The sequence below is a fragment of the Acidovorax sp. MR-S7 genome, assembly GCF_000400995.2.
Lineage (GTDB): Bacteria > Pseudomonadota > Gammaproteobacteria > Burkholderiales > Burkholderiaceae_C > MR-S7.
Genome location: NZ_DF238899.1, coordinates 1 through 22331 on the forward strand (window position 1 = coordinate 1; position 22331 = coordinate 22331).

Consider the following 22331-nt stretch of genomic DNA (forward strand, 5'->3'; position numbering starts at 1 on the left):
CCCAGACCACCCCCGCGCCAGTGCTAGCTTTGCGTACCGTCACTTATTGCACTGAAAACGAGGAGACCCCAAGCATGTCAACGCCCCCCGGCAGTAGCGGGGCGTGCAGGCGCAGCCGGGGCCTTGGGGTCGACCGTGACAGGGTTAACGGTATCGCCCGCTTTCACCTTGTTGAGACCCTGAACAATCAGCCTGTCGCCTTCCGAAAGGCCCGAGGCAACAAGCCACTGGTCGCCGATTGAGCGGCGCGTCGTCACCGCTCTGGGAACCACTTTGTTCTCAGCGTTCAGCACCAGCGCTGTAGCTCCGCCCTTCGGATCACGGGTGATCCCCTGTTGGGGGGCCATGATGGCCTCAGGTTCTACCGCCTCTGTCAGCACGGCACGCACGTACATTCCCGGTAGCAGCACCCCATCAGGGTTGGGAAACTCCGCTCGCAGAGTGACTGTTCCTGTGGACTCGTCCACAGCAACCTCAGAGAACTTCAGGCGTCCAGGTTGGGCATAGGCACTTTCGTCCTCCAAAACCATTTTTATCGCAGCGTCCGCAGGCCGCAATCCGCCGGTTGACAGCACCTGGCGCAAACGCAGCAAGTCGGCACTCGACTGCGTAACGTCGACGTACATGGGATCAAGCTTGCGTATTGTGGCCAGTGGGTCAGCTTGACTGGCAGTGACCAGCGCGCCAGGTGTCACAGTTGATTTTCCGATACGGCCACCAATTGGTGCGCGAACCTGCGTGTACGCCAAGTTGACTCGGGCGGTTTCGAGAACTGCGCGTTGCTGTTCCACTGCCGCACGCGCTTGTTCGTGTGCAGCCTTCGCATCGTCCACTTCCTGCCTTGACACCCCTTCGATGTCCACCAACTCACCGTAGCGCCGACTTTTCGCTTCAGCGGCAGCCACGACTGCTTGAGCGTTGCGCAGCGATGCAGTTGCTTCATTGACAGCTGACTGGTAAAGCGTGGGGTCGATCTCGTACAGAACTTGCCCCGCTTTCACCATGGCTCCTTCTTCAAATCGACGGGTCTTCACGATGCCCGCGACCTGGGGCCGTACTTCAGAAACCAGAGACGCCACTGTCCGCCCGAACACCTCCTTCTGCAGCGACACGGGCTGAGCGCTTAAGGTCACGATCCCCACTTCTACTGGGCCCGCTTTCTGTGGCGGTGGCGGCTCGCCGCAACCCGCAAGCACCACCCCTATGGCGATGAATGCACCGTATGGAAGAGCTAGCCGAGCCTGCGGCTCGGAAGGAGAAATTGGTGAATTGAGAACGATCATTCTCAATTATTATCATGAGCACATGAATAGCTCTGTAAGACAACAGGCAATGGCCTTAGACCCGGAACGGAAATCCTCGAAAAGCGATCGTTATGAGGAGCGTAGAAGCATGATCCTGCGCCAGGCGCGTGCGTGTGTGCTTGAGCATGGCTTTGCCGGCTTGACGATGTCGCGGCTGTCGGAACGCACGCGCCTGAGCGCTGGGCAGATTTACCGCTATTTCGACAACAAGGAAGCCATCGTTCACGCCATCATGGAAGGCATAGCAGCCTGGCGGTTAGAACGTATCGAGGAGACAGGTCTGCGGATGGATTGGGCGCATGTCTTCGCCTCTCGGATGGCGAATGCGGACACCGAGAGTGTGGAAAATCAGTTGCTCGTGCTTCACATGACTGCGGAAGCATTCCGCGATCCGGCAGTCGCCAAGATCGTCTCCCATTCGGACGCGCAAACCTATGCAGCCTGCATGAGGATTTTCAGGACAGCTTATCCAGACCTGGTCGACAGTGAGTTGGCTGCCCGCTACGAATTGATGACTGTGCTCGCGCAGGGCTCTGTGCAACGTCGCATTGCTCCAGAGCCCATGGATGTGAAGGCTTTTGAACACTGTCTGAGGACAACGCTTGCAGGGATTCTCCCAACGTAGCGCGTGCCTTTTCAAGAAGCCTGACGGCTTCGCCATTGCTCGATAGCTTTGTCCTCACACCGCGTTTCCAATTCGCTTCGTGTGATCGAGGCAACTGCGGCTTTGTATTTGGTCTCTAGTTCAGAAGTACTGCGCACGGAGAATTTCAAGTCCTTGATGAGCCCGTCCTTCAGACCGTAGCACCACCCGTGCACAGCAAGCGCTTGCCCTTGCTTCCACGCATCGAGTACTACGGTCGTCTGTGCAACGTTCATGACCTGCTCTACGACATTGAGCTCGCATAGTGCATCCAGGTGATGTTGGGGATCGAGTCTCTCGATCAACTCGTGGTGCCGATCTCGCACGTCTTTGACGTGGCGGATCCAGTTGTCTGCCAATCCAACGCGGATGTTCTGAAGAGCGGCCTGAACACCACCACAGCCATAGTGTCCAACCACCATGATGTGCTCAACGTGCAACTGATCTACAGCGAACTGAATGGTCGACAGGCTGTTCAGATCCGTTGGCACCACGACGTTGGCCACATTCCTGTGGACGAAGATCTGGCCTGGATCCAAACCCGTGATTTGATTCGCGGGAACCCGGCTGTCCGAGCAACCGACCCACATGAACTTCGGCTGTTGCTGCTTCATGAGGTCAGTGAAGAATCCCGGCCTCTCGCGCTCCATGCGACTGGCCCAGGTGCGGTTGTTGACGAAAAGATCGTCGATGGAAGCAGTCGACATATACGCCCTCATCAGTATTTGGACATCTTGCAGCCATGAGGCTGTTCGGCCTTGGCGGGAGCAATCTGGCGCACCACACGGAAGCCATAGCCCGAGCCTTCGACGTCGAACTTGACGCCGGGCGCGCCCTTCCTGTCCATCACGCCCACTACCAGCGCCTGCTGGAACTGGTGGTCCGCCGCGCGCATGCTGCCGCCCTGGCCCGAGAGCTGCACACTGGCCTTCTCCATCTGGCGCGCCACGGCCACCGGGTCGGTGCTGCCCGCGCGCTCGATGGATTGGGCCAGCGCTTCCACCATGAGCTGCATGCGCATGTGCACGTAGTCGTCCTGCGGCTTGGGAAAGCGCTCGCGGAAGGCCTGGTAGAAGACCTCGCTCTGGGCGCCCGGCACGTTGGGCAGCCAGTCGGCCACGGCCACCACCTTGCCGATGCCGGCGTCGCCGATGGCTGCCGGAGCGCCCAGCGCATTGCCGTAGAAGGTGTAGAAGCTGCCTTCGTAGCCCACCTCGCGCGCGGCCTTGACCAGGAGCGTGAGATCGTTCCCCCAGTTGCCCGTGACCACGGCCTGCGCGCCGCTGGCCTTGATCTTCACGGCGTAAGGCGCGAAGTCCTTCACGCGGCCCACGGGATGCAGTTCGTCGCCCACCACGGCCACGTCGGGACGCTGGGCCGCCAGCTGCTTTTTCGCCTCGCGCAGCACAGCCTGGCCGAAGCTGTAGTCCTGGCCGATCAGGTAGACACTCTTGAGCGCCTTGTCCTCGCGCATCACCTCCATCAGCGCGGCCATGCGCATGTCGGCATGGGCGTCGAAGCGGAAGTGCCAGAAGCTGCACTTCTCATTGGTGAGGATGGGGTCCACCGCCGAGTAGTTGAGAAAGAGCACGCGCTTGTTCGGCTCGCGCTCGTTGTGCTTGTTGATGGCCTCGATCAGCACCGCAGCCGTGGCCGAGGAATTGCCCTGCAGCACGATCTGCGCGCCATCGTCGATGGCCGCGCGCAGGGCCGACAGGGCCTCTTCGTTCTGGCCCTTGCTGTCGTAGCGCTCCAGCGCCAGCGGGCGCGGGCCGCCGGCGCTGGTGGGCAGCGCCACGCCGCCGCGCGCATTCACGCGCTCCATGGCCCAGTAGATGTTGCGGTAGACGGCCTCGCCGGTGTTGGCGAAGGTGCCCGAGAGGCTTTCGATCAGCGCCATCTTCACTGCTGGCGCAGTATTGCGTTCCGCTGTTGTTTGCTCAGCTGCATATGCCGCAGCTCCAAAATCTGTCAGTGCAATGCACGGAAGAGCAATCGCGAGAGCAATGCGGCGGCATGTCGTAATGCCATATAGAAGCACATCAATGAGTTTCAGCATACTTGTCTCTTTCTTACCTATGCAAAAGCTGGCTGCCCTGATCGATAGCCATCAACCAGAGGCGGGTTTCCGTGAATTACAATCCGTTTTGTACATATCTTCCATAGTGGTTTTCGATATGTCGATGCGGGCAATGACGACCGGCAGATTCGGGATTTCGAGGACTGCCGGCATAGTCGCCCCCCCGTAAAATTGACCAGCGCAACGCACGTCGACAACGTGCAGAGTTTGAATCTAGCTTCACAGCCCTTGGCTGTGGCCGCAGTTCTGCGGCATAGCCACTTAGGTTTACATGAGTACCAAGAAAAAAGCACTGCCCATGGCGGAGGATGATCAGGCGAGCATCGCCGATACAAGCCCAAGTTCCTCACGGAACAAGCGTAGCGAGCTTGGCGAACGTGCCGCCCAGCACCTGATAGATAGCCGCCGCCTCTTCTACTTTTCGCAAGTCGCCAAGATGGGGAGCTTCACCGCTGCAGAGGCGGCGCTGGACGTGGCACAGTCGACTCTCAGTCGCCAGATCCAGCAGTTGGAAGAGGAACTGGGCGCCCCGCTGCTTTTGCGAGCAAGCCGTGGAGTCACCTTGACGCACGCCGGCGAAGTTCTGCTGGGCCAGGCCGAACTGATCATTCGCGAGATGGAGTCTGCACGCGAACAGATCAGCATGACGAGGGGAACGACGCGAGGCCGAGTCACCATTGCGGCCCCGCGTCCTTTTTCCTCGCGATACTTTCCAGGTGTAATCCGCCGTTTCAGGGAGGAATTCCCCAAGACCAAGCTGACTGTGCTGGAGGCTTCAAGCGGCCATGTCCACCAGTATCTGGCGGACGGGGCCGTCGACTTGGCCGTGGTTCTCCACAATCCGAACTCGCAGAAGATTGCAACCCGCAAGATCATTGTTGAACCACTGGAGTTGACGATGAGAAACGACCATCCGTTGGTCGGCGAGAAGTTGATTGATCGATCAAGACTCAGCGCGATCCCGGACCTGCTGCTTCCTGCCGCCACCCACGGAACACGCTTTGTGATAGAGCGCTATCTGCAAGACGGCAACATCGAGCTTGACCCGATGGTCCGCATGGACAGTGTCTCGCTCATGCGAGGGATGATTTCTCAAGGCTTTGGCTGTGCAATTCTTCCTGCAATGGCCTGCCAGGAACAACTTGAATCCGGACAATTCGTTGCAAAGCCACTGCGTCCGGCACTCAGCCGGACGCTCTACATGGCAAGGCTTCGCGAAAGAAATCAATCCCCTGAAGCCAAAGCCATGGAGGACATCATTCTGGGGGAGGTGACCTCCCACGAGAATGAGCCCTGGATGATGAACGACGAATAGGCTCGACAACCAACTAGAAGCCGACGTTTGAACGCCCCTTCAACTGGAGCATCGATCGGACGTCATCGGGTGTTGCCACCTCGATGCCGAGCTCATCCAGCAAGCGTTTGATCTTGCCAACCTGTTGCTCGTTCGATTCGGCGAGGGTCCGGCGGGCGATGAAAAGACTGTCTTCCAATCCCACCCGCACACTGCCTCCCATCACTGCGCTCTGGGTTGCGAATGGGATTTGGTGGCGGCCGGCAGCCATGACCGAAAACACGTAGTCGTTTCCAAACAGCTTGTCCGCCGTGCGCTTCATGTGCGTCAGATGCGCGGGATCTGCGCCAATTCCACCGCGTACGCCGAAGATCATCTGCACGAAGAACGGCGGCTGGGCAATTTTCCGATCAGCGAAGTCCGCCAACGTGTAGAGGTGGCCGAGGTCGTAACATTCGAACTCGAACCGAGCGCCGTGCTGGTGGCCAAGTTGCCTCAGGATGCCGTCGATGTCTCGGAAGGTATTGCGGAAAATGACGTTGTCACTGCCCTCTACATAGTCCTTCTCCCAAGCATGCTTCCATGTGTCGTACTTGGACGCCATCTGAGAGAACACGAAGTTCATCGAACCCAGGTTCAGCGAGCACAACTCAGGCTTCGCCTGAAGCGGTGCAGCCAGACGTTCTTCGAGCGTCATGCGGGTGCTACCACCGGTGGTGATATTCAGAACTGCGTCCGTGCGCGCGCTTATCTCGGGAAGAAACTCCATGAAGACATCTGGCCGAGGGGTTGGGCGTCCATCGACCGGATCCCGCGCATGCAAGTGAATTACCGCTGCACCTGCCTTTGCGGCGGCCAGACTGGAGTCGACAATCTCTTTCGGGGTCACCGGCAGAGCCGGCGACATTGTCGGAGTGTGTACAGCGCCTGTGATGGCACACGTAATGATGGCCTTGCGGCTCACGGAGGTAGTCATGATGCGAAAGCCTCTTCGATGCGCCCAAGGATGTACTCGTCAGTCGGGTCTCTGCGCAGGGGGGTGACGGAGATAGCGCCTGAGCGAACGGACGCCAAGTCAGTGCCGGGCGTCGCGGGTACTTCGTGGGCATAGTCCACATGAACCCAGTACAGCGGAATGTTGCGCCCATCGCGGCTTTCCACAGGGAAGAACGGCCTTCGGACACGACGGCCTGCAGGGACTACATGAACGCCTGTCACTTCGCCGCCAGGATTGGCAGGAAAGTTCACGTTGAACACCAATCCATCCACGAACGGTTGCGAAATCAGCTTTCTAAGGACTGGTTCCAGGTGTCGCTCCGCGACGTCGAAGTTCGGCATCTGACCGAGTTCACGCACCTGGCTGAATGCGATAGCAGGGATGCCGAACTGCGCAGCCTCCATCGCCGCACCCGAAGTCCCCGAATATGCAAGATCATCGGCCAGGTTCTCACCATGATTGACGCCCGAAAGCACAAGCGTGGGCGGAGAGTCCTTCAGCAGGTGTCCGAGCGCAAACATCACGCAGTCCGCTGGCGAACCTTTGACGGCGAATCGACGCTCATCCAATTGCCGGACACGCAGTGGCAGGGAAAGGGAGATGGACTGCGAAGCGCCCGACCGCTCTTCGTCGGGAGCAACAACGAAGACTTCGCCGCCAAACTTCGCGGCGACCTTCTCAAGCAGGGCCAGGCCGCGGGCGTGCACGCCGTCGTCATTCACGACAACGATGCGGCGTGTCAAAGCTTCAATCGACTCATTGGAGGTCATACCGCTTGGCTCCCATAAAGCTCGAGTTCGATCTCACCAAATCGCAGTTGAGCGCTGGGCAGCTTCGTCGCCAGGATGAGTCGTGACACCTCTTCCAGCTCTGGGCTGGAGAAGAGCGGGTAGTCGCGTCGCACGGCGCCGGCGGCGCGCATGCGCACCAGGTCGGCTTCCGGAACAAGGGCCCGCAACAAGAGTTCGTCGTCGTCTTCCGTGCCGTGGCGCTTCCTCAGTTCCTGGATGGTCGGCTGTTCGGGAGGGTTGGCGACGACGTGCTTGGCACGCGGGTTCGACATGATCTTGTCGAGAACGTTTGGCTCGATGGGCGCAACCATCTCGCCGTAGTGACCTGCGGCGTATGCGATCACCTCATCCGAGACGATCGAGTAGCGCTTGCCAGTGACGATGTTCAGAACAGCCTGGATGCCCACGATCTGACTGAAGGGAGTCGCCATGCCGGGGTATGCAAGCTCGCGCCGCACAACCGCAGTTTCGCGGAGCACCTCGTCCAGCCTGTGCTCCATGCGGTGCGTGGCAAGATTCGCCTTCAACGTACCGACCATCCCCCCAGGGATCTGATGCTTCACAGCAAGCACGTCGTACTCGTTGTTCTGATTGATCAGATAGCCAGCGGCGCGTCCCACCCGTTCGAAGTGAGTGGCGACCGGCTCGAGAAGGTCAAGATTCAGGTCGTGGGTGTGCCCCATCACCTCCAGGTTGTGGGCAAACATCTGGACCGAAGGAACGGCAGGCCCATTGGCCAGCGGCCTAGAAGAGGTGTGAAGGATGGTGACTCCGAGCTCGACCGCATCCAGATAGGCCTTGCCCGATTGGCCCAGGATGTTGTTGGCGTGAAGCTCGATCGGCTTGCCGCGCGAGACCGCGAGGATTGCCGGGATCAACGTGCTCAGGCGCTCTTTTTCCAAGACACCTGCAGTGTCGTAGATGAGGATCGAGTCAATATCGTCGGAAGCCGCCAGCTTCTTTGCCTTGTCTGCGTAGTAGGCATCGGTATGCACAGGCGAAAGCGTGAACATCAGGGCTCCCGCGCAGGTCGATCCGAACTCCTTGGCGACCTTGGCGAGACGCAGCATCTTGTCGATGTTGAAAAGTACGTCGTAGACCCAGAAGCTGCGCAGCCCGTGCACGTTCAACTGGCGCATCCACGCGTCCATCAACGCGTCAGGCGTGATGGAGAAGGTGACCGCTGCGTTGGAGCGCATTCCCGCCCGCTTGGGTGTCCTTGGCATGGCTTCCACCAGCAGGTCCAGGCCTTCCCAGGGGTTCTCCTGGCAACTGCGCGCCAGTACCTCAAACAGAGAGGAAGCCGTTGTATCAATGACGCTGTAGCCGGTCCTGTCAATGATAGGAGCGACTGGGAGCGCCATTCCAGCCTTCATCCGCATACCCCACAGCGCTTGCTGTCCGTCGCGAATTGTCGTATCCAAGATGTGAATGTGTGCCATAGCAGTACTTATTGAGCTTGAAGAAATTGAGGCATGAGTACGCGCTCAGCCCATCGGGTATCGACGTCGTTTTTCAAGACGTCCGGGTGCGCAAGGAGGAAGCGCAGGAGTTCGACATTGCTTCGAATGCCAGCAATGCGGGCCCCCTGTACCACCGAAAGCATGGTTCGCATGGTCTCGTCTCGGTTGTTGCAGTGGACGAGAAGCTTTCCGATCATGCTGTCGTAGTACGGGGGAACAAGGGCACCAACATGCATCGCGCTATCCAGGCGGCGACCATCACTGTTCGTGTCGAAGTGCCATTCCGTGAGACGGCCAGGGCTTGGCTGAAAATCTCGGCGCGGGTCTTCCGCCAGGATTCGCAACTCCACGGCATGGCCATTGAAACGGATGTCTGATTGTTGAAGCGGAAGCTTTTCAAGGGCGGCGACTTGAAGCTGCAACTCGATCAGATCCACGCCGCAGATCATCTCGGAGACGGGATGTTCCACCTGGATTCGAGCATTCACCTCCATGAAGTAGAACTCGTCTCGATCCGGGTCGAACAGGAACTCCACCGTTCCAGCATTCCGGTACTTCAACGGCTTCAGCAGACCAATTGCAGCCGCATGAATGCGCTGTCTTGCACCTTCCGAAAGGGCAATTGCAGGCGCCTCTTCCATCATCTTCTGGTACCGACGCTGCAGGGTACAGTCACGCTCTCCAAAGTGAAGAACTTCACCGTGTCCATCGCCCAGTACCTGCACTTCAATGTGGCGCGCTCGTTCAACAAAACGCTCCAAATAGAGCGTTCCATCTCCGAATGCCTCAAGCGCTTCTTGCGATGAGCGGTCGAAAGAATCCCGCAGTTCGGATGCATTGCGCGCAACCCGCATGCCACGGCCGCCACCGCCAGCGGACGCCTTGGTGATTACTGGATAGCCGATTCGCTCAGCGGTACTGAGCGCTTCCTCAGTGGACGAGACCTTGCCAGTTCCCGACACCATTGGAATTCCGGCCGTCGTGGCCAAGCGACGCGCGGCAAGCTTGTCTCCAACTGCTTCAATGGTTTCGGATCGAGGTCCTACGAACAATATGCCCTGGTCCTCGCAAAGCTTGGCAAAGGATGCCCGCTCCGAGAGAAAGCCGTAACCTGGGTGCAACGCGTCGCACCCAGTTGTCACCGCAGCATGGACAAGAGCCGGCCCATTCAGGTAGGAGGAGCGTGCAGGAGCAGGTCCTACCACCACGACCTGGTCGGCCTCCTTTGCCGCCATGCTCTCGCGATCAGCAGTGGATACGGCCAGTACCGAGTGAATGCCAAGCTTTTTCGCAGCCCGCACCACACGAAGCGCGATTTCTCCGCGGTTGGCAATGAACAACTTCCGGATCACTGGAGGCCCTTTCAGGATTCGAGCTGCACAAGGAACAGCGGCTGATCGAACTCGACCAATGAGCCATCGCTCACATAGACCTCGCGAACGATGCCTTCTGTTCCTGCCACGAGGGGAGTGAAGAGCTTCATCACTTCGATGAGACAGACCTCAGTGTCTTTGGATACACGCGATCCGATCTCGACGTACTTCTCGGCACCTGGCTTTGGGGCGCGATAGAAGGTTCCCAGGTTCGCCGCACGGACGAAGACGTGCCCATCCGGGGCAGCACCAGACACTGCCGCTGCCGCTGCGGGGGCCGCTGCCTGCGTTGCCTTTTCAGCGGCGGGCGGTGTCGTGGTGGCGGTAGGAGCCGGAGTCGCTGGGGCAAGCGCTGCGGGAGCTTGCGACGGGACGTCAGAGCGTCCCTTCCAAATCTGCCGCACACCGTCAGCGTTCTTGGAAAGTTGAAGTTCGAGATTGCCCGCAGCGACGCGCATCTCTCGCGAGCTGCTGCGCTCGAAGGCCTCGATGAGAGCAGCGATATCTTGGGACTTGATGTTCAGCACGGAGTGTTCCTTGGGTAGAGGTGGATAGAAATGGAAGGATGGTTGGCGGCTCCGAGCCGCAAAATTCAGCGAAGGGCGCCGGCGACTGCGGCGACGAGAGGAGGAAGAACCGGATCTGCGACAACGAAGTCCAGGCCATGCCTGACAGCCGCGTGAATCCCTGCATCGGTGGCGATGGCACCGCCTTTTGCCCCCTTGTAGGAGCCGCCTTTCAGGAGCCGCGCGAGTGCTGCATCCACGGTGTCCGCGTCACAGGCTTCCTCATCCCCATCCAAATCCAGTACAGGCTGGGCAGTGGAGTCACCAATCCGCAAAACGCGAATTGGCGACCGCGCCGCAGCCCAAGACAACAGCTCACCAAGCACAGGATCGCTGCGTTCATCAGCGCGCTCAACTTGAAGAGCTTCGTCGTAGACGGTCCCGTTCTGGCCATCGACCGTAACAATGCGACCTGTTAGCTCCCGTAGCCTTCCAGCACCGCACCCGACGACACACGGGACACCGAGCGAACGGCTGACCACGGCCGCGTGAGAGGTGCTTCCTCCCTCCTCGGTCACGACCGCTGCCGCACCAATCATTCCGTGCAGATCGTTTGGACTGGTGGTGGGGCGAAATAGCACGACGCGCTCTCCGCGCTGAATGAGGACTTCAGCCTGATCCGCATCGTTGACAACGATGCCGATACCGACGCCAGGGCAAGCGCCTTCACCTTGGGCGACTGGCAGTTTTCCCTGAATGGACGAGGCGGGTATCTGAGGTGCAAGCAGCTGACGCAGTCGGTCAGGTGTGACACGCTTCAATGCTGCCTCCCGCGAGATCCGGCCTTCCTTCACAAAGTCAACGCTCGTCCGCGCCGCCGCCTGCGGAGCCAGCTTCGCAGATCGCGATTGAAGAATGAACAGCCGACCGTCCTCCACGGTGAACTCGATGTCCTGTACCTCTGACGCGGCTCGCTCCAAGGTCTCGGCGGCACTCAGCAGCTCTTGGTGCGCACTGCTTAGTCTCTGCTTCAGGTCATCCAAGGGCTGCGGCGTGAACCGGCCTGAGACCACATCCTCACCCTGCGCCTTGCTCAGGTACTCGCCGAATGGCTGACGCTCTCCGGTAAGTGGGTTACGGCTGAAGAGCACCCCAGTCCCGGAGCGCTCATTGAGATTGCCGAAGACCATTGCCTGGACAGTCACAGCCGTGCCTAGGTCGTGCGGGATGCCATGGTGCTCGCGGTACCGCTTTGCCCGCCTGGAGTTCCACGATGCGAACACAGCCTCGATTGCCGCATGCAATTGGGCATAGGGATCTTTCGGCACGCCCACGCTCCGGTTGATGAGGGCTTGGCGAATGGATTGCAGTTCTGTCGAGTGACCTTCCTCGATGTCCTCCTTCAACACCACGCTCGCAAACAGCTGCAGGAATCTCCTGTGCGTGTCATTTGCAAACGCCGGGTCGCCGCATTCCTTCGCAATCTCCGCCTGCACATCGTCGTTCATGCCGAGGTTGAGGACGGTATCCATCATGCCCGGCATTGACACAGCCGCTCCGGAGCGGACCGACACGAGAAGCGGCCTCGGGCCTCCTCCGAACACTCGCCCGCTTTGACGCTCCAAGTAGCCGATGCCCGCCTGGATTTCTTCGAGAAGCGAGGGCCATAGCCGACCCTCTTCGAGATACCTCGCATTGGATGGCGCAGTGATCACGAATGCTGGGGGCACCCTCAATCCAAGGTGCATCATGTGGGCGATAGACCACGCCTTTCCGCCCACAAGACTTCGCTCCGGCAGGTTCGATCCATCCAGCACCAATGTCGAAGGTGCCTCTGTAATGGCAATCATGGCTTCATTCCTTGCGTTGCTCGCCCAAGAGGCACAGGAGGTCTTCGTGGAGCTCGAACCAGACGGTGTGGTAGCTGTCGGTTTTTGCGTCACTGACCCAGGCCAAGTCTCCTGACTCGGCCTTGTCCAGTGCCTCTTCGAGCTTCTCGCTGTACACCTTCATGCGAGGCAAACTCTGAGCAAGTGCAGCGAGGATGCGCTTCGCATGCTCATGCAGCTTTGAGAGCCGTGACAGGATCTTGTCGTCATAGGCCTCGTCGCTGTGATCGTTGGGGACCAACTTTCCAGCGACTTTCATCGTCTGCCAGTCCGTGATCAAGGACTTGAGGTCGTGGTTGATCTTCTCGAAGTCCAGATGCGCGTCACGGAACGCTTTGTCGTTTCGCAGCGCTCCGTAGAACCGGCTGTAGTTGGCGTGAAGCGACAGGCGAGCCGCCGGCGAAACTGCGAACTTTCCACCGACGTCGATCACGGTCCCTTTGGCCACGCCCTCGTCGACGACCTGCTTCACACGCCCGGGAGGTAGATCCAAAAGCGATGCAATCGCATCGGGGTGCGCATACTTCTTGATGGCAAGGCCGTGAAGTACCAAGTGTTGTTCAGCGTTCATGGCTCATTCGAAAGTCTGTGCGTTGATCTCATCGCGCGTGACACGCGCTCCCTTGCCTTTGAGAGTCCTCGATTGCCGCTGCTCGAGCTTGTAGAGCTCATCGGCGAGAGGGCTATCGAAGTGGTACTTCACCCATGTGTCGTCCAGATACCGGAAAGGCTCCTTGAACAGGGCGGGCAAGAACTCTTTGCAGCGCTTGTTCAACTCCTGCAGCGTGAGGTCACCCTGGGTCGTTCGGTATTTATCGACCTTCTCCGGCAGGTAGGTGACCCCCGGATGAATCCGGTTGCCAACCGTGGGAACACAGCCGTCGTCGACCGAAGCTGCAGCGGACAGCGGAGAGTAGGTACGCTTGGGCAGATTGGAGTGCTGCATCATCACGTAGGGACTGACCTGGTGACTTGGGCAGGACAACGGCACAAAGAGCGCACCCAGGATCTGGTTGCCGTACTCGTCGTTGAGCAGTGGACGGAAGCGATCCGCGCGTTCGTCGATCTTGTTCCAGTCGTCGGCCTCATAGCAGCCGGCAACATGCGCGAAATCCTTGATGATGTTGTAGTACGTCAGTGCGCCCGCATCCATCAGTTGCTCGCGGTGGTAGGAGGCGAAGCGTTTCCACAACTTGGCCGTCGTGTCTTTGAAGATGTTGGTGAGTTCCACCAGGGTCTTCGTGAGTTCTTCCTTGCTTCCCATGCCGATTGGGATCTGGGTCTCCGACAGTTCGTCAGAGGTATAGAGGCCTACCCCGCAAAGATTCTCAGCCTTGTACTCAGGCTTCGATTCGAAGCTCCCCCAGTCGTCGACAATGTAGAAGTGGGTGTCTTTCACCGCAGTGGTTACCGTGATCCGGCCATAGGGCACCTCGGTGGCGATGCCATCCAACCATGGCATGTCGCCTTCCGCCAGGTCGAAGAAGTCCCGCACCAGCATCTCGCGGCCATTGCCCAGGTTGTAGGGCCCGTGGTTGGTCATGCATACCCGGCTCTCGCAGGCCACCAGAACGGCGTACTGGGACAGTGCCGCGAGGAATTGGTCCGTTGCTGTATGGAGCTCGTCCCCATGGGCGCACTCATACATATCGGCGTGGTAGACCTGGATGCGGCGTTCTGCCAGGATTTGGGAACGGTGCCCGGCCTCCTTGCACGTCAGGCGTCCATCTTCCCGTCGACGCGCCAGTTGAAAGCGGCGCCAGAAGTTGAGCACGTAGGCAAGGTCTTCCGCAGCGTCGTGCGGGCGGATCACACCCATGTTGATGAGCATCTCCCGGCCCAGGAGATAGAAGTTGATCATGCACCAGTTGATGCCCATCGACTCCAATTTGGTGGTGCAGTTGCGGATGCGATCAGCAATGTCCTCCGGCGACATGTGCGATTCGATTTTTCGCAGCAGTGCCGGATAGCGGTAGAACGCATTGAGGTATCCCAGCATCACGTAAGCCGACACCGGGAAGAACTTGGACTCTTGGACGGTACGCGTGACGCCGAGGTAGTAGGTCTCCTCGCCGGCGGCACGCATGATGTTGTTTGTCTCCAGAATCTGGCTGTAGGTCAGGTTTGGACGGGGCATGGCTGTCTCCTTCAGTTTTGATTGATTGCGCTATCAGCGAGCGATCTTCCAAACTCGCACAGACATATCGGTGCCCGACTGGTAGGCCTCGGTTGTCTTTGCTGGAGCACTGACCTCAAGCTCCACCAGGTCGCCATTCCTGATCCCCTTGATCTTGGAGTTCATGAGGCAAGGTATGCCGTACTCACGCGTGAGAATTCCCAGATGGGAACGGACAGTGCCGCCTGCACAGATCACCCCGGCGAACTGCTCCAGAATGGGCGCGGTCAACGTGCCTCCGCTGTCGTCGATGACGGCAATGGTGTTCACAGGCACGCCGCCGGCGAGCGCATCTGCCACGTCCTTGATCGACCGGAAGTAACGCGCAGTACCTCGCACGTTCTTGGGGTGCTCGACCACGTTGTCGCCCTGGCCGCAAAGCTGTCGTCCGTCTTGGTCGGCCGCTGCGATGTTGGCCTCGCCGTGCTCGAACGAGAATTCGTCGGGATTGCCTTCCGCGCCTGGGATGGGCAGGTAGGCGTTCGGGCGTTCAAGCGCGGAAATCATGGCGGAGCTGGTGAACCGGTATCCGTTCGCCAGGACTTGCGCCTCGATCGACTTCATGTCTTCGGCCGTAATCAGCTCGTAGCTTGCGCCGAACACGAATTCAGCCCAGGTGCACTTTCGCTCCTCCAGCCTGCGCCTGATGAGGTCTTTGATTGCACTGTGGTACGCCTCGACGATAGGGGGGCCTTCGCCGTCGTCGTACTTGTTGGTGTCCATGAACAGGGTGGCCATTGCGTCTCCTCATTGAGTAGTTCAGCTACGTCACGGCCTATCCGCTGTTCGCGTCATTCAGCCGCTGGGGCCCATTGTCGTTGCAGTTTATACATATCTAATATTGGTGTTTACGATATGTTTGGCTGATCTGGTGTTGCCCGAGCCCATGGTGCTCCCTGCACTAGACCGTGTAGGTCCGCAGTACGCTGGCGGTGCGTCTTTTTCTCGCTTGATGTGTTTCGACTGGGTGTCGCGCTTCAGCAGATGTGGCGGAAGCACTGGCTCTCTCGCATGCCTGTTTGGCATGCGCACCCTGGCGGTGGGACCGGCATGCCTGGCCGGGGTGACGGTGTAACTTTGTGCTACCAACCATTGGACGCGGGAGGAAATCTGCACTGTTTCGCAAGGCCCGCAGGTGTGCGCCTGGTTAAGTGCTCAGTGGCTTGACTCAAGTGACTTGGCAACCCGTTCTCGCTCTTTGCGCCGGCCATTGCCGTCGACCATTGCGTGGAATTCAGCGAGGAAGCTGCGGTGTCTTCGCTTCGGATGTTGATGCCGCCTGCAGGGCGAGGATCGTCGATCTGCCCAACCTGCAGACGCTGCTCACGCGTAGCTCTTCGCGATGAGGCCCAATTGGATCTCTGCTGCTCCTCCAAAGATCGTGAAAGCCCGGCTGTTGCAATATTCAGGAACCAGGGACATGTTTTGAGGCTGGGTGGCGTCCGAGAAGGGCGATTCACTGTGCCATCGCAGCCCACTGCGACCTAGCGCTCGTTGTCCTAGAGCGCCGATTGCCTGCTTGAGGCGGCTCGCGCGCAGCTTCAGCACCGACGCCACGGGTCCTGGACTCGATCCGGGCGCCAACGAAGCCATGCTGCGCGCTTCAAGCCATTCGAAAGCGTCCAGATCAGCATTCAGATCTCCGAAGGCCTTGTGCAGAAGGCCATCGCCAGAGCCTGTCGACGGCAATACGCTGGCCACGCGCTTGAGCTGGGATCGCAGGCGCGGGCTGAAGATGCCTGCACCACGCTCGAACTCGAGCAGATACTTGGCATACTCCCACCCGGCGTTCTCTTCCCCAACACGTTGAGAGACAGGAACGCGCACATTGTCGAAGTGGACCTCATTCACATCGTGGTCTCCTCCGATGGTGTGAATCGGCCGCACGCCGACGCCAGGCAAGGACATGTCAATCAGCAGGAACGAGATACCGTCTTGCCGGCGTCCCGCATTGCTGGTGCGTACCAGAGCAAACATGCGGTTCGCGAAATGCGCGTGCGTAGTCCAGATCTTGGAGCCATTGAGCACATAATCTTCTCCATCCCGGTCCGCTCGAAGTTGCAGCGCCGCGAGGTCCGACCCTGCGTTGGGCTCAGAGAATCCCTGGCACCAGTAGTCTTGGCCAGACAGGATTCGCGGCAAATGCTCGCGCTTTTGGGCGTCAGTGCCGAACTTGAGCAACACGGGGCCGACCAGTCGAACACCCATCGGATGAACCAGCGGTGCACCCGCAAGCGCGCATTCTGTTTCGAAGATAAAGCGCTGGAATGCTGTCCAGCCGGTGCCACCCCATTCCACGGGCCAGAGCGGAACAAGCCACCCACGCTGATTGAGTAGATGTTGCCAAGGACCGGATACGTCGGGATCCGGATACATCGCTGTAGTGCGTAGCTGTCCAACACGCAAGGTGTCTGTGAGATGCGTCGACAAGAATTCCCGCACCTCCTGCCGGAACTTCTGGTCTTCAGGGCTCAGTTCCAAATCCATCACAGGTCTCCCAATGTCTGGCTGATCGCGTATCTTTGTGAGGTGTGAGCGTGCTCACCCAACCATTGCGCATGGGCATCGGCTGAACCGTCCTCAACTTCGAAAGCAAGCAGGTATCGAAAAGTGGCGGCAATGGGAAGTTCTTCGCAAACGCCCATGGCGCCGTGCAGCTGCACGCAGTCCTGCGAGACAATGGTTCCCGCACGCGCAACTTTGCTTCGGGCTCCGGCAGCTACGGCCCTCAGGCCCTCTCCCTGGATTCGGGTCATCCGCATGGAGGCAAGCTCGCACGCAGCTTGCGCTTCGAGGCAAAGCACTCCCATCTCCGCAAGGCGGTGCTGGACGACTTGGAACTGGGCCAAGGCCTGCCCAAACTGGTGTCGCTCAGCGGTGTAGCGCCGGGTCTGTTCCAATGCTGCCTGCATGGCGCCAGTCGCCTGCCAACAGGCAGTAACGATGCCCCAGCAAACCACAGACTCCAGCGCATTGGTACTTGTGTTGCCGTCACCCAGAACACTCGCCATTGGCACCAGCGCGCCATCAAAGTACAGATCCGCCGCACACGCCCCATCGCTCGTGCGGTACCCGTCTATACGGACGCCCTCCTGCTCTCTCGGCACGCGCAGCAGAAGTTGCTGACCGTTGTGTTTTAAAGTAGCCGATACAAGCCAGTGGGTAGCGCCTGCTGCCCCACGAACGCCCTGTTTGGCTCCCCTGATCAGTATTCCCCCCCCTGTGTGCTCTGCGGTGCAGGCTCGGGCGTCAAACGGGCTGACCTCACCAGGCTCCGCGTGGGCCCAGGCCAACCTCTGCTGTCCTGCTACCAGTGGTGGCAACCAGCTCAGGCGCTGTGCAGAGGTTGCGCAGCGGTCCATCGCCTGCATCGCCAACACAACATGTGCCACGTATGGCTCGACAACCAGATGCCGACCCAGAGCTTGAGCTACCAGTCCAACGGAGATCGCGTCGCCAGCCAATCCGCCAATGTCCTCCGCCAGAGGCAGGCCCAACCAGCCAAGGTCGGCGAGGGCTTGCCACACCTGCAAGTTGCCACCTTCGCAATGCACACTCGCCGCGCGCTGATGGAAATCGTAGTTGTCGCGCAGCCAATCAAGCGCGCTGTCCTGAATAAGCTGCTGCTGCTCGGTGAACGTGAAACGCATGAGACTCAGTCCGCTTTGATGTTGGCTTTTTTGATCACACGCGCCCACTGGTCCACATCGCGACGCAGAAAGGTCGTGAACTCGGCAGATGTGTTGCCGATGATGTCCAGCCCCCAGCCCTTGAAGCGCTCGCGGATGTCCGGCTCTTTGAGGATGGCGGCGATCTCCTTGTGCAGCCGCTCTACCACGGGTGCGGGCGTTCCGGCCGGCGCCACCAGGCCCAGCCAGGGCATGGCCTCGTAGCCCGGCACGCCGGACTCCGCCACGGTGGGCAGTTCGGGAATGGACTCGGAGCGCTTGGCGGTAGTTACGGCCAGGACGCGCAACTTGTCAGCCTTGATGAAAGGGCTTGAGGAACCCAATGCATCAAACATGACGTTCACCTCTCCCGCCACCAGGTCGGTCAGCGCCGGCCCGCTGCCTTTGTACGGAATGTGCACCATGTAGGCGTTGGCCATGCTCTTGAACAGTTCCCCTTCCAGATGGGTCGAAGTGCCAGTCCCGGTAGAGCTGTAGTTGAGCTTGCCTGGGTTTGCGCGCGCGTATTCGACCAGGTCCTTGACCGACTTCACAGGGAGCGCCGGGTTGACTACCAGCACGTGCACCACCGAGGCCACCTGGGTGACAGGGGTGAAGCTCTTGATTGCGTCGTAGTTCACCTTGCTGTAGATGAGTGGAGCGGTGCCCAATGAGGACGCAGCCAGCAGCAACGTATAGCCGTCTGCAGGCGCCCTCGCCACGATGTCGGATGCCAACACGGTGCCAGCGCCCGGCTTGTTGTCCACGATCACAGGCTGTCCCAGCCGCGGGGCCAGCTTGTCAGCCAGCGCCCGCGCCAGCAGGTCCGTGACGCCACCCGGGGGGAACGGCAGCACCATGCGAATGGGTTTGTTGGGGTAGCCGTCCTGAGCGATTGCAGGGGCCGCTACGCCCAACACGGCAGCAGCCACCAGTGCAGAAGCGAATTTTGTGAAGAGGTTTGCCATGCTTGTCTCCTTATGATCCTTGTGAAGTGGGAAATAGTCAGCCCTGGACGACGACCAGTGCATCCAGGGCGAATGCGCCTTGCCCCTGCGCTCGCACCTGCAGAGGATTGATCTCGATCTCCTGCACTTGAGGGCCCAAGGCAGCCTGGGCGCGTGATAGCGCGGCAATTCCTTCGCATGCACCGTCAACGTCAGCCAGGGGCCGCCCTCGAAAGCCGTCCAGCAGCGGCCAGGCGCGCAGCCCGCGCAGCATGGTCTGCACCATGGCGGCATCCACGGGCAGCAGCCGGTGGCTGGCGTCGCGGTACAGCTCGGTCAGCACGCCGCCCAGGCCCACGGTGAGCGCGGGGCCGAACACCGGGTCGTGCGTGATGCCAGCGATCAGCTCGGCCACGCCGCCGCTGGCCATGGGCTGCACGAGAAAGCCGTCGATGCGCGCCGCAGGGCTGTGCCGCTGCACGCTGGCCAGCATGTCGGCGCAGAGCGTGCGCAACGCGGCATCGTCGGCCACGTTCAGGCGCACGCCGCCGACCTCGGTCTTGTGGGCGATGTCGGCGCTCAGGATCTTCAGGGCCACGGGGTAGCCCAGCTGCCCGGCGGCCGCCACGGCCTCGTCGGCATCGCGGGCCGGCAGGCCCTGCAGCGAGGGCACGCCATAGCCCGCCAGCAGCAGCTTGGTGGCATGCTCGTTGAGCGCTGCGGGCAGCGCCGGTGCCGCGCCCTGCTGAACCACCGCCTGCGCCTGGCGCAGGGCCGCCCAGCGGGCCACGTCCTCGTGGCGCGCCAGCCACTGGCAAAACGGGGCCAGCGCCTGCGTGGCACGGCCGATGTCGTCGAACACCGGCACGCTTGCCTGGGCGAGCTGATCCCGGCACCGGGCGGCACCGGTGTCGATGGCCACGAAAAGCTTGTTCCACTGGCCGCAGACCTCGACCAGCGGCTCGGCCATGCGGTCGAGCAGGTAGCCCGGCGCATAGACCACCACGGTGTCCACCTGGTCCGACTGCGCCAGCGCCCCCAGGATGGTGCGCACGAACTGCGGCGAGTTGACCACGTTGCCCGTCACGTCCACGGGGTTGGAAACCATGCCGTAGTCCGGGATGCCCTCGCGCAGGGTGTGCTGCAGGTCCTCGCTCAGTGTGGGCACCTCCAACCCCGCGCCGATGAACTTGTCGGCCAGGATGGCGCCCAGCGCCCCCGACATGGTGACGATGGCCACGCGCGGCCCGCCCTGGCGCGCGCGAAAGCCGCTGAGGTAGGCCAGGTCGGCCATCTGGGCGAAGTCCGTGCCGCGGATCACGTTGAGCTGCTCGAAGGCCGCCTTGTACAGCGCCAGGTCGCCGGCCAGCGCGCTGGTGTGCGAGCGCACGGCCTCGGAGCCCTTGTCCGTTTCGCCCGCCTTGTACAGGATGAGCGGCTTGCGCTGGCGCGCAAAGGCCAGCGCCGCGTCGATGAAGCGCGGCCCGTCGCGCAGCTGCTCCACATAGCCGACCACGCACTCGGTGGACTCGTCCGCCGCCAGGTACTGCAGGTACTCGGAGAACTCCACGCAGGCTTCGTTGCCGGTGTTGATGAAGTGGCTCACCGGCACGCCCAGCCGGCGCGCCAGGGCGAACACGGCCGAGCAGACATTGCCGCTTTGCGTGACGATGCTGGCCCGCCCGGGGCCTGTCTGCGGCGGCACGTTCTTGAACACCGAGGCAAAGGCCGTGTAGGCGTGCAGGTTCAGGTTGGCAAAGCCCATGCAGTTGGGGCCGGCCACCACCATGCCGCTGCGCTGCACGAAAGCCTCCAGCGTGCGCTGCAGGGCCTCGCCCTCGCCCGGCGCTTCGGCAAAGCCGGCGGCGTAGACAATCCCGGCGGGGATGCCCCGGGCGTGGCAGCGCTCCAGCATGGCCGTGACCTCGGGCGCGGCAATCGCCAGCACCACCAGGTCGCAGGCCTCGGGCAGGGATTCGATGTCCGGGTAGCAGCGGTAGCCGAATACCTCCTGGTACTTGGGGTTGACCGGGTAGACCGCGCCTGCAAAGCCGAAGTGGCGCAGCAGATCGAGCGGCATGCCGCCGATGCGGCCCGGGTTGTCGCTGGCACCGATGAGGGCGATGGAGCGCGGGGCCAGCAGGGGTTGCAGGCGCTGCGGGTGGTGGGCGTTCGTTGTCATGCGCGGGCCCCCTTGGCGATGGCGCTGGCCAGGCCAGCTTCCTTGGTCTGGCGGTACTCTTCGCTAACATGGCTGAGCTGGTGCAGGTCGAAGTGGGCCGACAGCGCCTCGCGCAGGCCGCGCACATCCACCGAGCGGTTGAGCGACTTCTTGAGCACGCGCAGCGCAAAGGGCGGCGCCTGGGCGATGCGCTGGGCCAGCGCCAGGGTTTCGGCGTCCAGATCGGCCGTGGGCACCACGCGGTTCACGAAGCCGGCCTCGCGTGCCTGCTGCGCGCTCCAGCGCGCGCCGGTGAACAGGAACTCCTTGGCCTGGCGCAACCCCATCACCCAGGGGTGGATCAGCACCTCGGTGGCCGCCGCGCCCATGGTGTGGGTCACGGGGTCGGAGAAGAAGGCGTCCTCGGCCGCCACCACCAGGTCGCACATGTTGGCCAGCATGAAGCCCGCCGCCATGCAGGCGCCCTGCACCTGCACCACCGTGGGCTTGGGGAAGTCCCAGATGCGCAGGCAGTAGCCGTAGTAGTGCTTTTCTTCATAGGCCCAGCGCTGCTCCACAGTGAACTCGGCGCGCTCGGCCTGGGCCTGCTTGAGGTCATGGCCGGCCGAGAAATGCGCGCCCCGGGCGGCCAGCAGCACCACGCGGATGGCGGGGTCGTGCTCGGCCTGGGTGAAGGCCTGGTCCAGGGCCTCCAGCATCTGCTGGCTCTGCGCGTTGCGCGCCTCGGGCCGGTTCAGCCAGATGCGGCGCACGGCGCCCAGTGTTTCGGTGGAGATAGGTTCTGAGGATTGATGCATGTGGATGGTCCTTGGCAATGCATCGATGGTCCGGTAACAATGTCCACATGACAAACATCACTGCAAAGAAATCCCACATAGTGAGCAAACCTCTGGAAACCCCGGGGGCCCAGAACATGCGGCGGGCACTGCAGATCCTGCGCGTGCTGGGGTCTCCTCGTTTTCAGTGCAATAAGTGACGGTACGAAAAGCTAGCACTGGCGCGGAGGTGGTGTTGGTAG

19 protein-coding genes are annotated in these 22331 nt (G+C 60.9%); 2 read left to right on the forward strand and 17 right to left on the reverse strand.

From position 1 onward, the window contains the following. Positions 1 to 77: 77 nt before the first annotated feature. Positions 78 to 1283: an efflux RND transporter periplasmic adaptor subunit gene (locus tag AVS7_RS04390; protein WP_082176363.1), complete on the reverse strand. Its 1206-nt coding sequence runs from the start codon at positions 1281 to 1283 to the stop codon at positions 78 to 80. A 109-nt stretch (positions 1284 to 1392) separates the two neighbouring features. On the opposite strand from AVS7_RS04390, the gene AVS7_RS04395 reads away from it, so the two are divergent. After that, positions 1393 to 1929: a TetR/AcrR family transcriptional regulator gene (locus AVS7_RS04395; RefSeq protein WP_024000936.1), complete on the forward strand. Its 537-nt coding sequence runs from the start codon at positions 1393 to 1395 to the stop codon at positions 1927 to 1929. Between the two features lie 11 nt (positions 1930 to 1940). Here the strand turns inward: AVS7_RS04395 and can are convergent, their stop codons facing one another. Both can and AVS7_RS04405 read right to left on the reverse strand, forming a co-directional pair. Beyond that, the gene (gene can, locus AVS7_RS04400; RefSeq protein ID WP_024000937.1) at positions 1941 to 2654 is read right to left on the reverse strand and encodes a carbonate dehydratase; all 714 of its coding nucleotides are present in this window, start codon (positions 2652 to 2654) and stop codon (positions 1941 to 1943) included. 11 nt (positions 2655 to 2665) lie between these two features. After that, complete coding sequence (locus AVS7_RS04405; protein ID WP_049696848.1) at positions 2666 to 3922, reverse strand: branched-chain amino acid ABC transporter substrate-binding protein; 1257 nt, start codon at positions 3920 to 3922, stop codon at positions 2666 to 2668. A 376-nt stretch (positions 3923 to 4298) separates the two neighbouring features. Here AVS7_RS04405 and AVS7_RS04410 point away from each other — a divergent pair, with 376 nt between their 5' ends. Further along, positions 4299 to 5342 carry a LysR family transcriptional regulator gene (locus tag AVS7_RS04410; RefSeq protein ID WP_024000938.1) on the forward strand — a complete coding sequence of 348 codons (1044 nt, stop codon included), beginning with the start codon at positions 4299 to 4301 and terminating at the stop codon, positions 5340 to 5342. A 13-nt stretch (positions 5343 to 5355) separates the two neighbouring features. Here the strand turns inward: AVS7_RS04410 and AVS7_RS04415 are convergent, their stop codons facing one another. The 14 genes from AVS7_RS04415 to AVS7_RS04485 form a co-directional block, all read right to left on the reverse strand. Continuing rightward, positions 5356 to 6297, reverse strand: a complete 942-nt coding sequence (locus tag AVS7_RS04415) for a 3-keto-5-aminohexanoate cleavage protein (RefSeq protein WP_024000939.1) — start codon at positions 6295 to 6297, stop codon at positions 5356 to 5358. Further along, the gene (gene surE, locus AVS7_RS04420) at positions 6294 to 7088 is read right to left on the reverse strand and encodes a 5'/3'-nucleotidase SurE (protein WP_020227207.1); all 795 of its coding nucleotides are present in this window, start codon (positions 7086 to 7088) and stop codon (positions 6294 to 6296) included. The genes AVS7_RS04415 and surE overlap by 4 nt, the downstream gene beginning before the upstream one ends. Beyond that, positions 7085 to 8551 carry a hypothetical protein gene (locus tag AVS7_RS04425; RefSeq protein WP_020227208.1) on the reverse strand — a complete coding sequence of 489 codons (1467 nt, stop codon included), beginning with the start codon at positions 8549 to 8551 and terminating at the stop codon, positions 7085 to 7087. The genes surE and AVS7_RS04425 overlap by 4 nt, the downstream gene beginning before the upstream one ends. An 8-nt stretch (positions 8552 to 8559) precedes the next feature. Then, positions 8560 to 9924 carry an acetyl/propionyl/methylcrotonyl-CoA carboxylase subunit alpha gene (locus AVS7_RS23490; protein WP_024000941.1) on the reverse strand — a complete coding sequence of 455 codons (1365 nt, stop codon included), beginning with the start codon at positions 9922 to 9924 and terminating at the stop codon, positions 8560 to 8562. An 11-nt stretch (positions 9925 to 9935) separates the two neighbouring features. Further along, positions 9936 to 10472 carry a biotin/lipoyl-containing protein gene (locus AVS7_RS04440; protein WP_020227211.1) on the reverse strand — a complete coding sequence of 179 codons (537 nt, stop codon included), beginning with the start codon at positions 10470 to 10472 and terminating at the stop codon, positions 9936 to 9938. 65 nt (positions 10473 to 10537) lie between these two features. Beyond that, positions 10538 to 12301: a pyruvate, phosphate dikinase gene (locus AVS7_RS04445; RefSeq protein ID WP_020227212.1), complete on the reverse strand. Its 1764-nt coding sequence runs from the start codon at positions 12299 to 12301 to the stop codon at positions 10538 to 10540. Between the two features lie 4 nt (positions 12302 to 12305). Continuing rightward, positions 12306 to 12911: a hypothetical protein gene (locus AVS7_RS04450; RefSeq protein WP_020227213.1), complete on the reverse strand. Its 606-nt coding sequence runs from the start codon at positions 12909 to 12911 to the stop codon at positions 12306 to 12308. Positions 12912 to 12914: 3 nt separating this feature from the next. Next, positions 12915 to 14477 (reverse strand): hypothetical protein, encoded by a 1563-nt coding sequence (locus AVS7_RS04455; protein WP_020227214.1) that lies wholly within the window; start codon positions 14475 to 14477, stop codon positions 12915 to 12917. A gap of 33 nt (positions 14478 to 14510) precedes the next feature. Next, positions 14511 to 15254 (reverse strand): PEP-utilizing enzyme, encoded by a 744-nt coding sequence (locus tag AVS7_RS04460; RefSeq protein WP_020227215.1) that lies wholly within the window; start codon positions 15252 to 15254, stop codon positions 14511 to 14513. A gap of 585 nt (positions 15255 to 15839) precedes the next feature. Then, complete coding sequence (locus AVS7_RS04465) at positions 15840 to 17003, reverse strand: acyl-CoA dehydrogenase family protein (protein ID WP_024000943.1); 1164 nt, start codon at positions 17001 to 17003, stop codon at positions 15840 to 15842. Then, a complete protein-coding gene (locus AVS7_RS04470) occupies positions 17003 to 18166 on the reverse strand; it encodes an acyl-CoA dehydrogenase family protein (protein ID WP_020227217.1) in 1164 nt (387 codons plus the stop codon). Before AVS7_RS04470 ends, AVS7_RS04465 begins: the two co-directional genes overlap by 1 nt. Before the next feature lie 5 nt (positions 18167 to 18171). Further along, on the reverse strand, positions 18172 to 19152 hold the full coding sequence (locus AVS7_RS04475) for a tripartite tricarboxylate transporter substrate binding protein (protein ID WP_020227218.1): 981 nt from the start codon (positions 19150 to 19152) through the stop codon (positions 18172 to 18174). 37 nt (positions 19153 to 19189) lie between these two features. After that, positions 19190 to 21313 carry an acetate--CoA ligase family protein gene (locus AVS7_RS04480; protein WP_020227219.1) on the reverse strand — a complete coding sequence of 708 codons (2124 nt, stop codon included), beginning with the start codon at positions 21311 to 21313 and terminating at the stop codon, positions 19190 to 19192. Continuing rightward, complete coding sequence (locus AVS7_RS04485; RefSeq protein WP_020227220.1) at positions 21310 to 22110, reverse strand: enoyl-CoA hydratase; 801 nt, start codon at positions 22108 to 22110, stop codon at positions 21310 to 21312. The genes AVS7_RS04480 and AVS7_RS04485 overlap by 4 nt, the downstream gene beginning before the upstream one ends. Between the last annotated feature and the right edge of the window lie 221 nt (positions 22111 to 22331).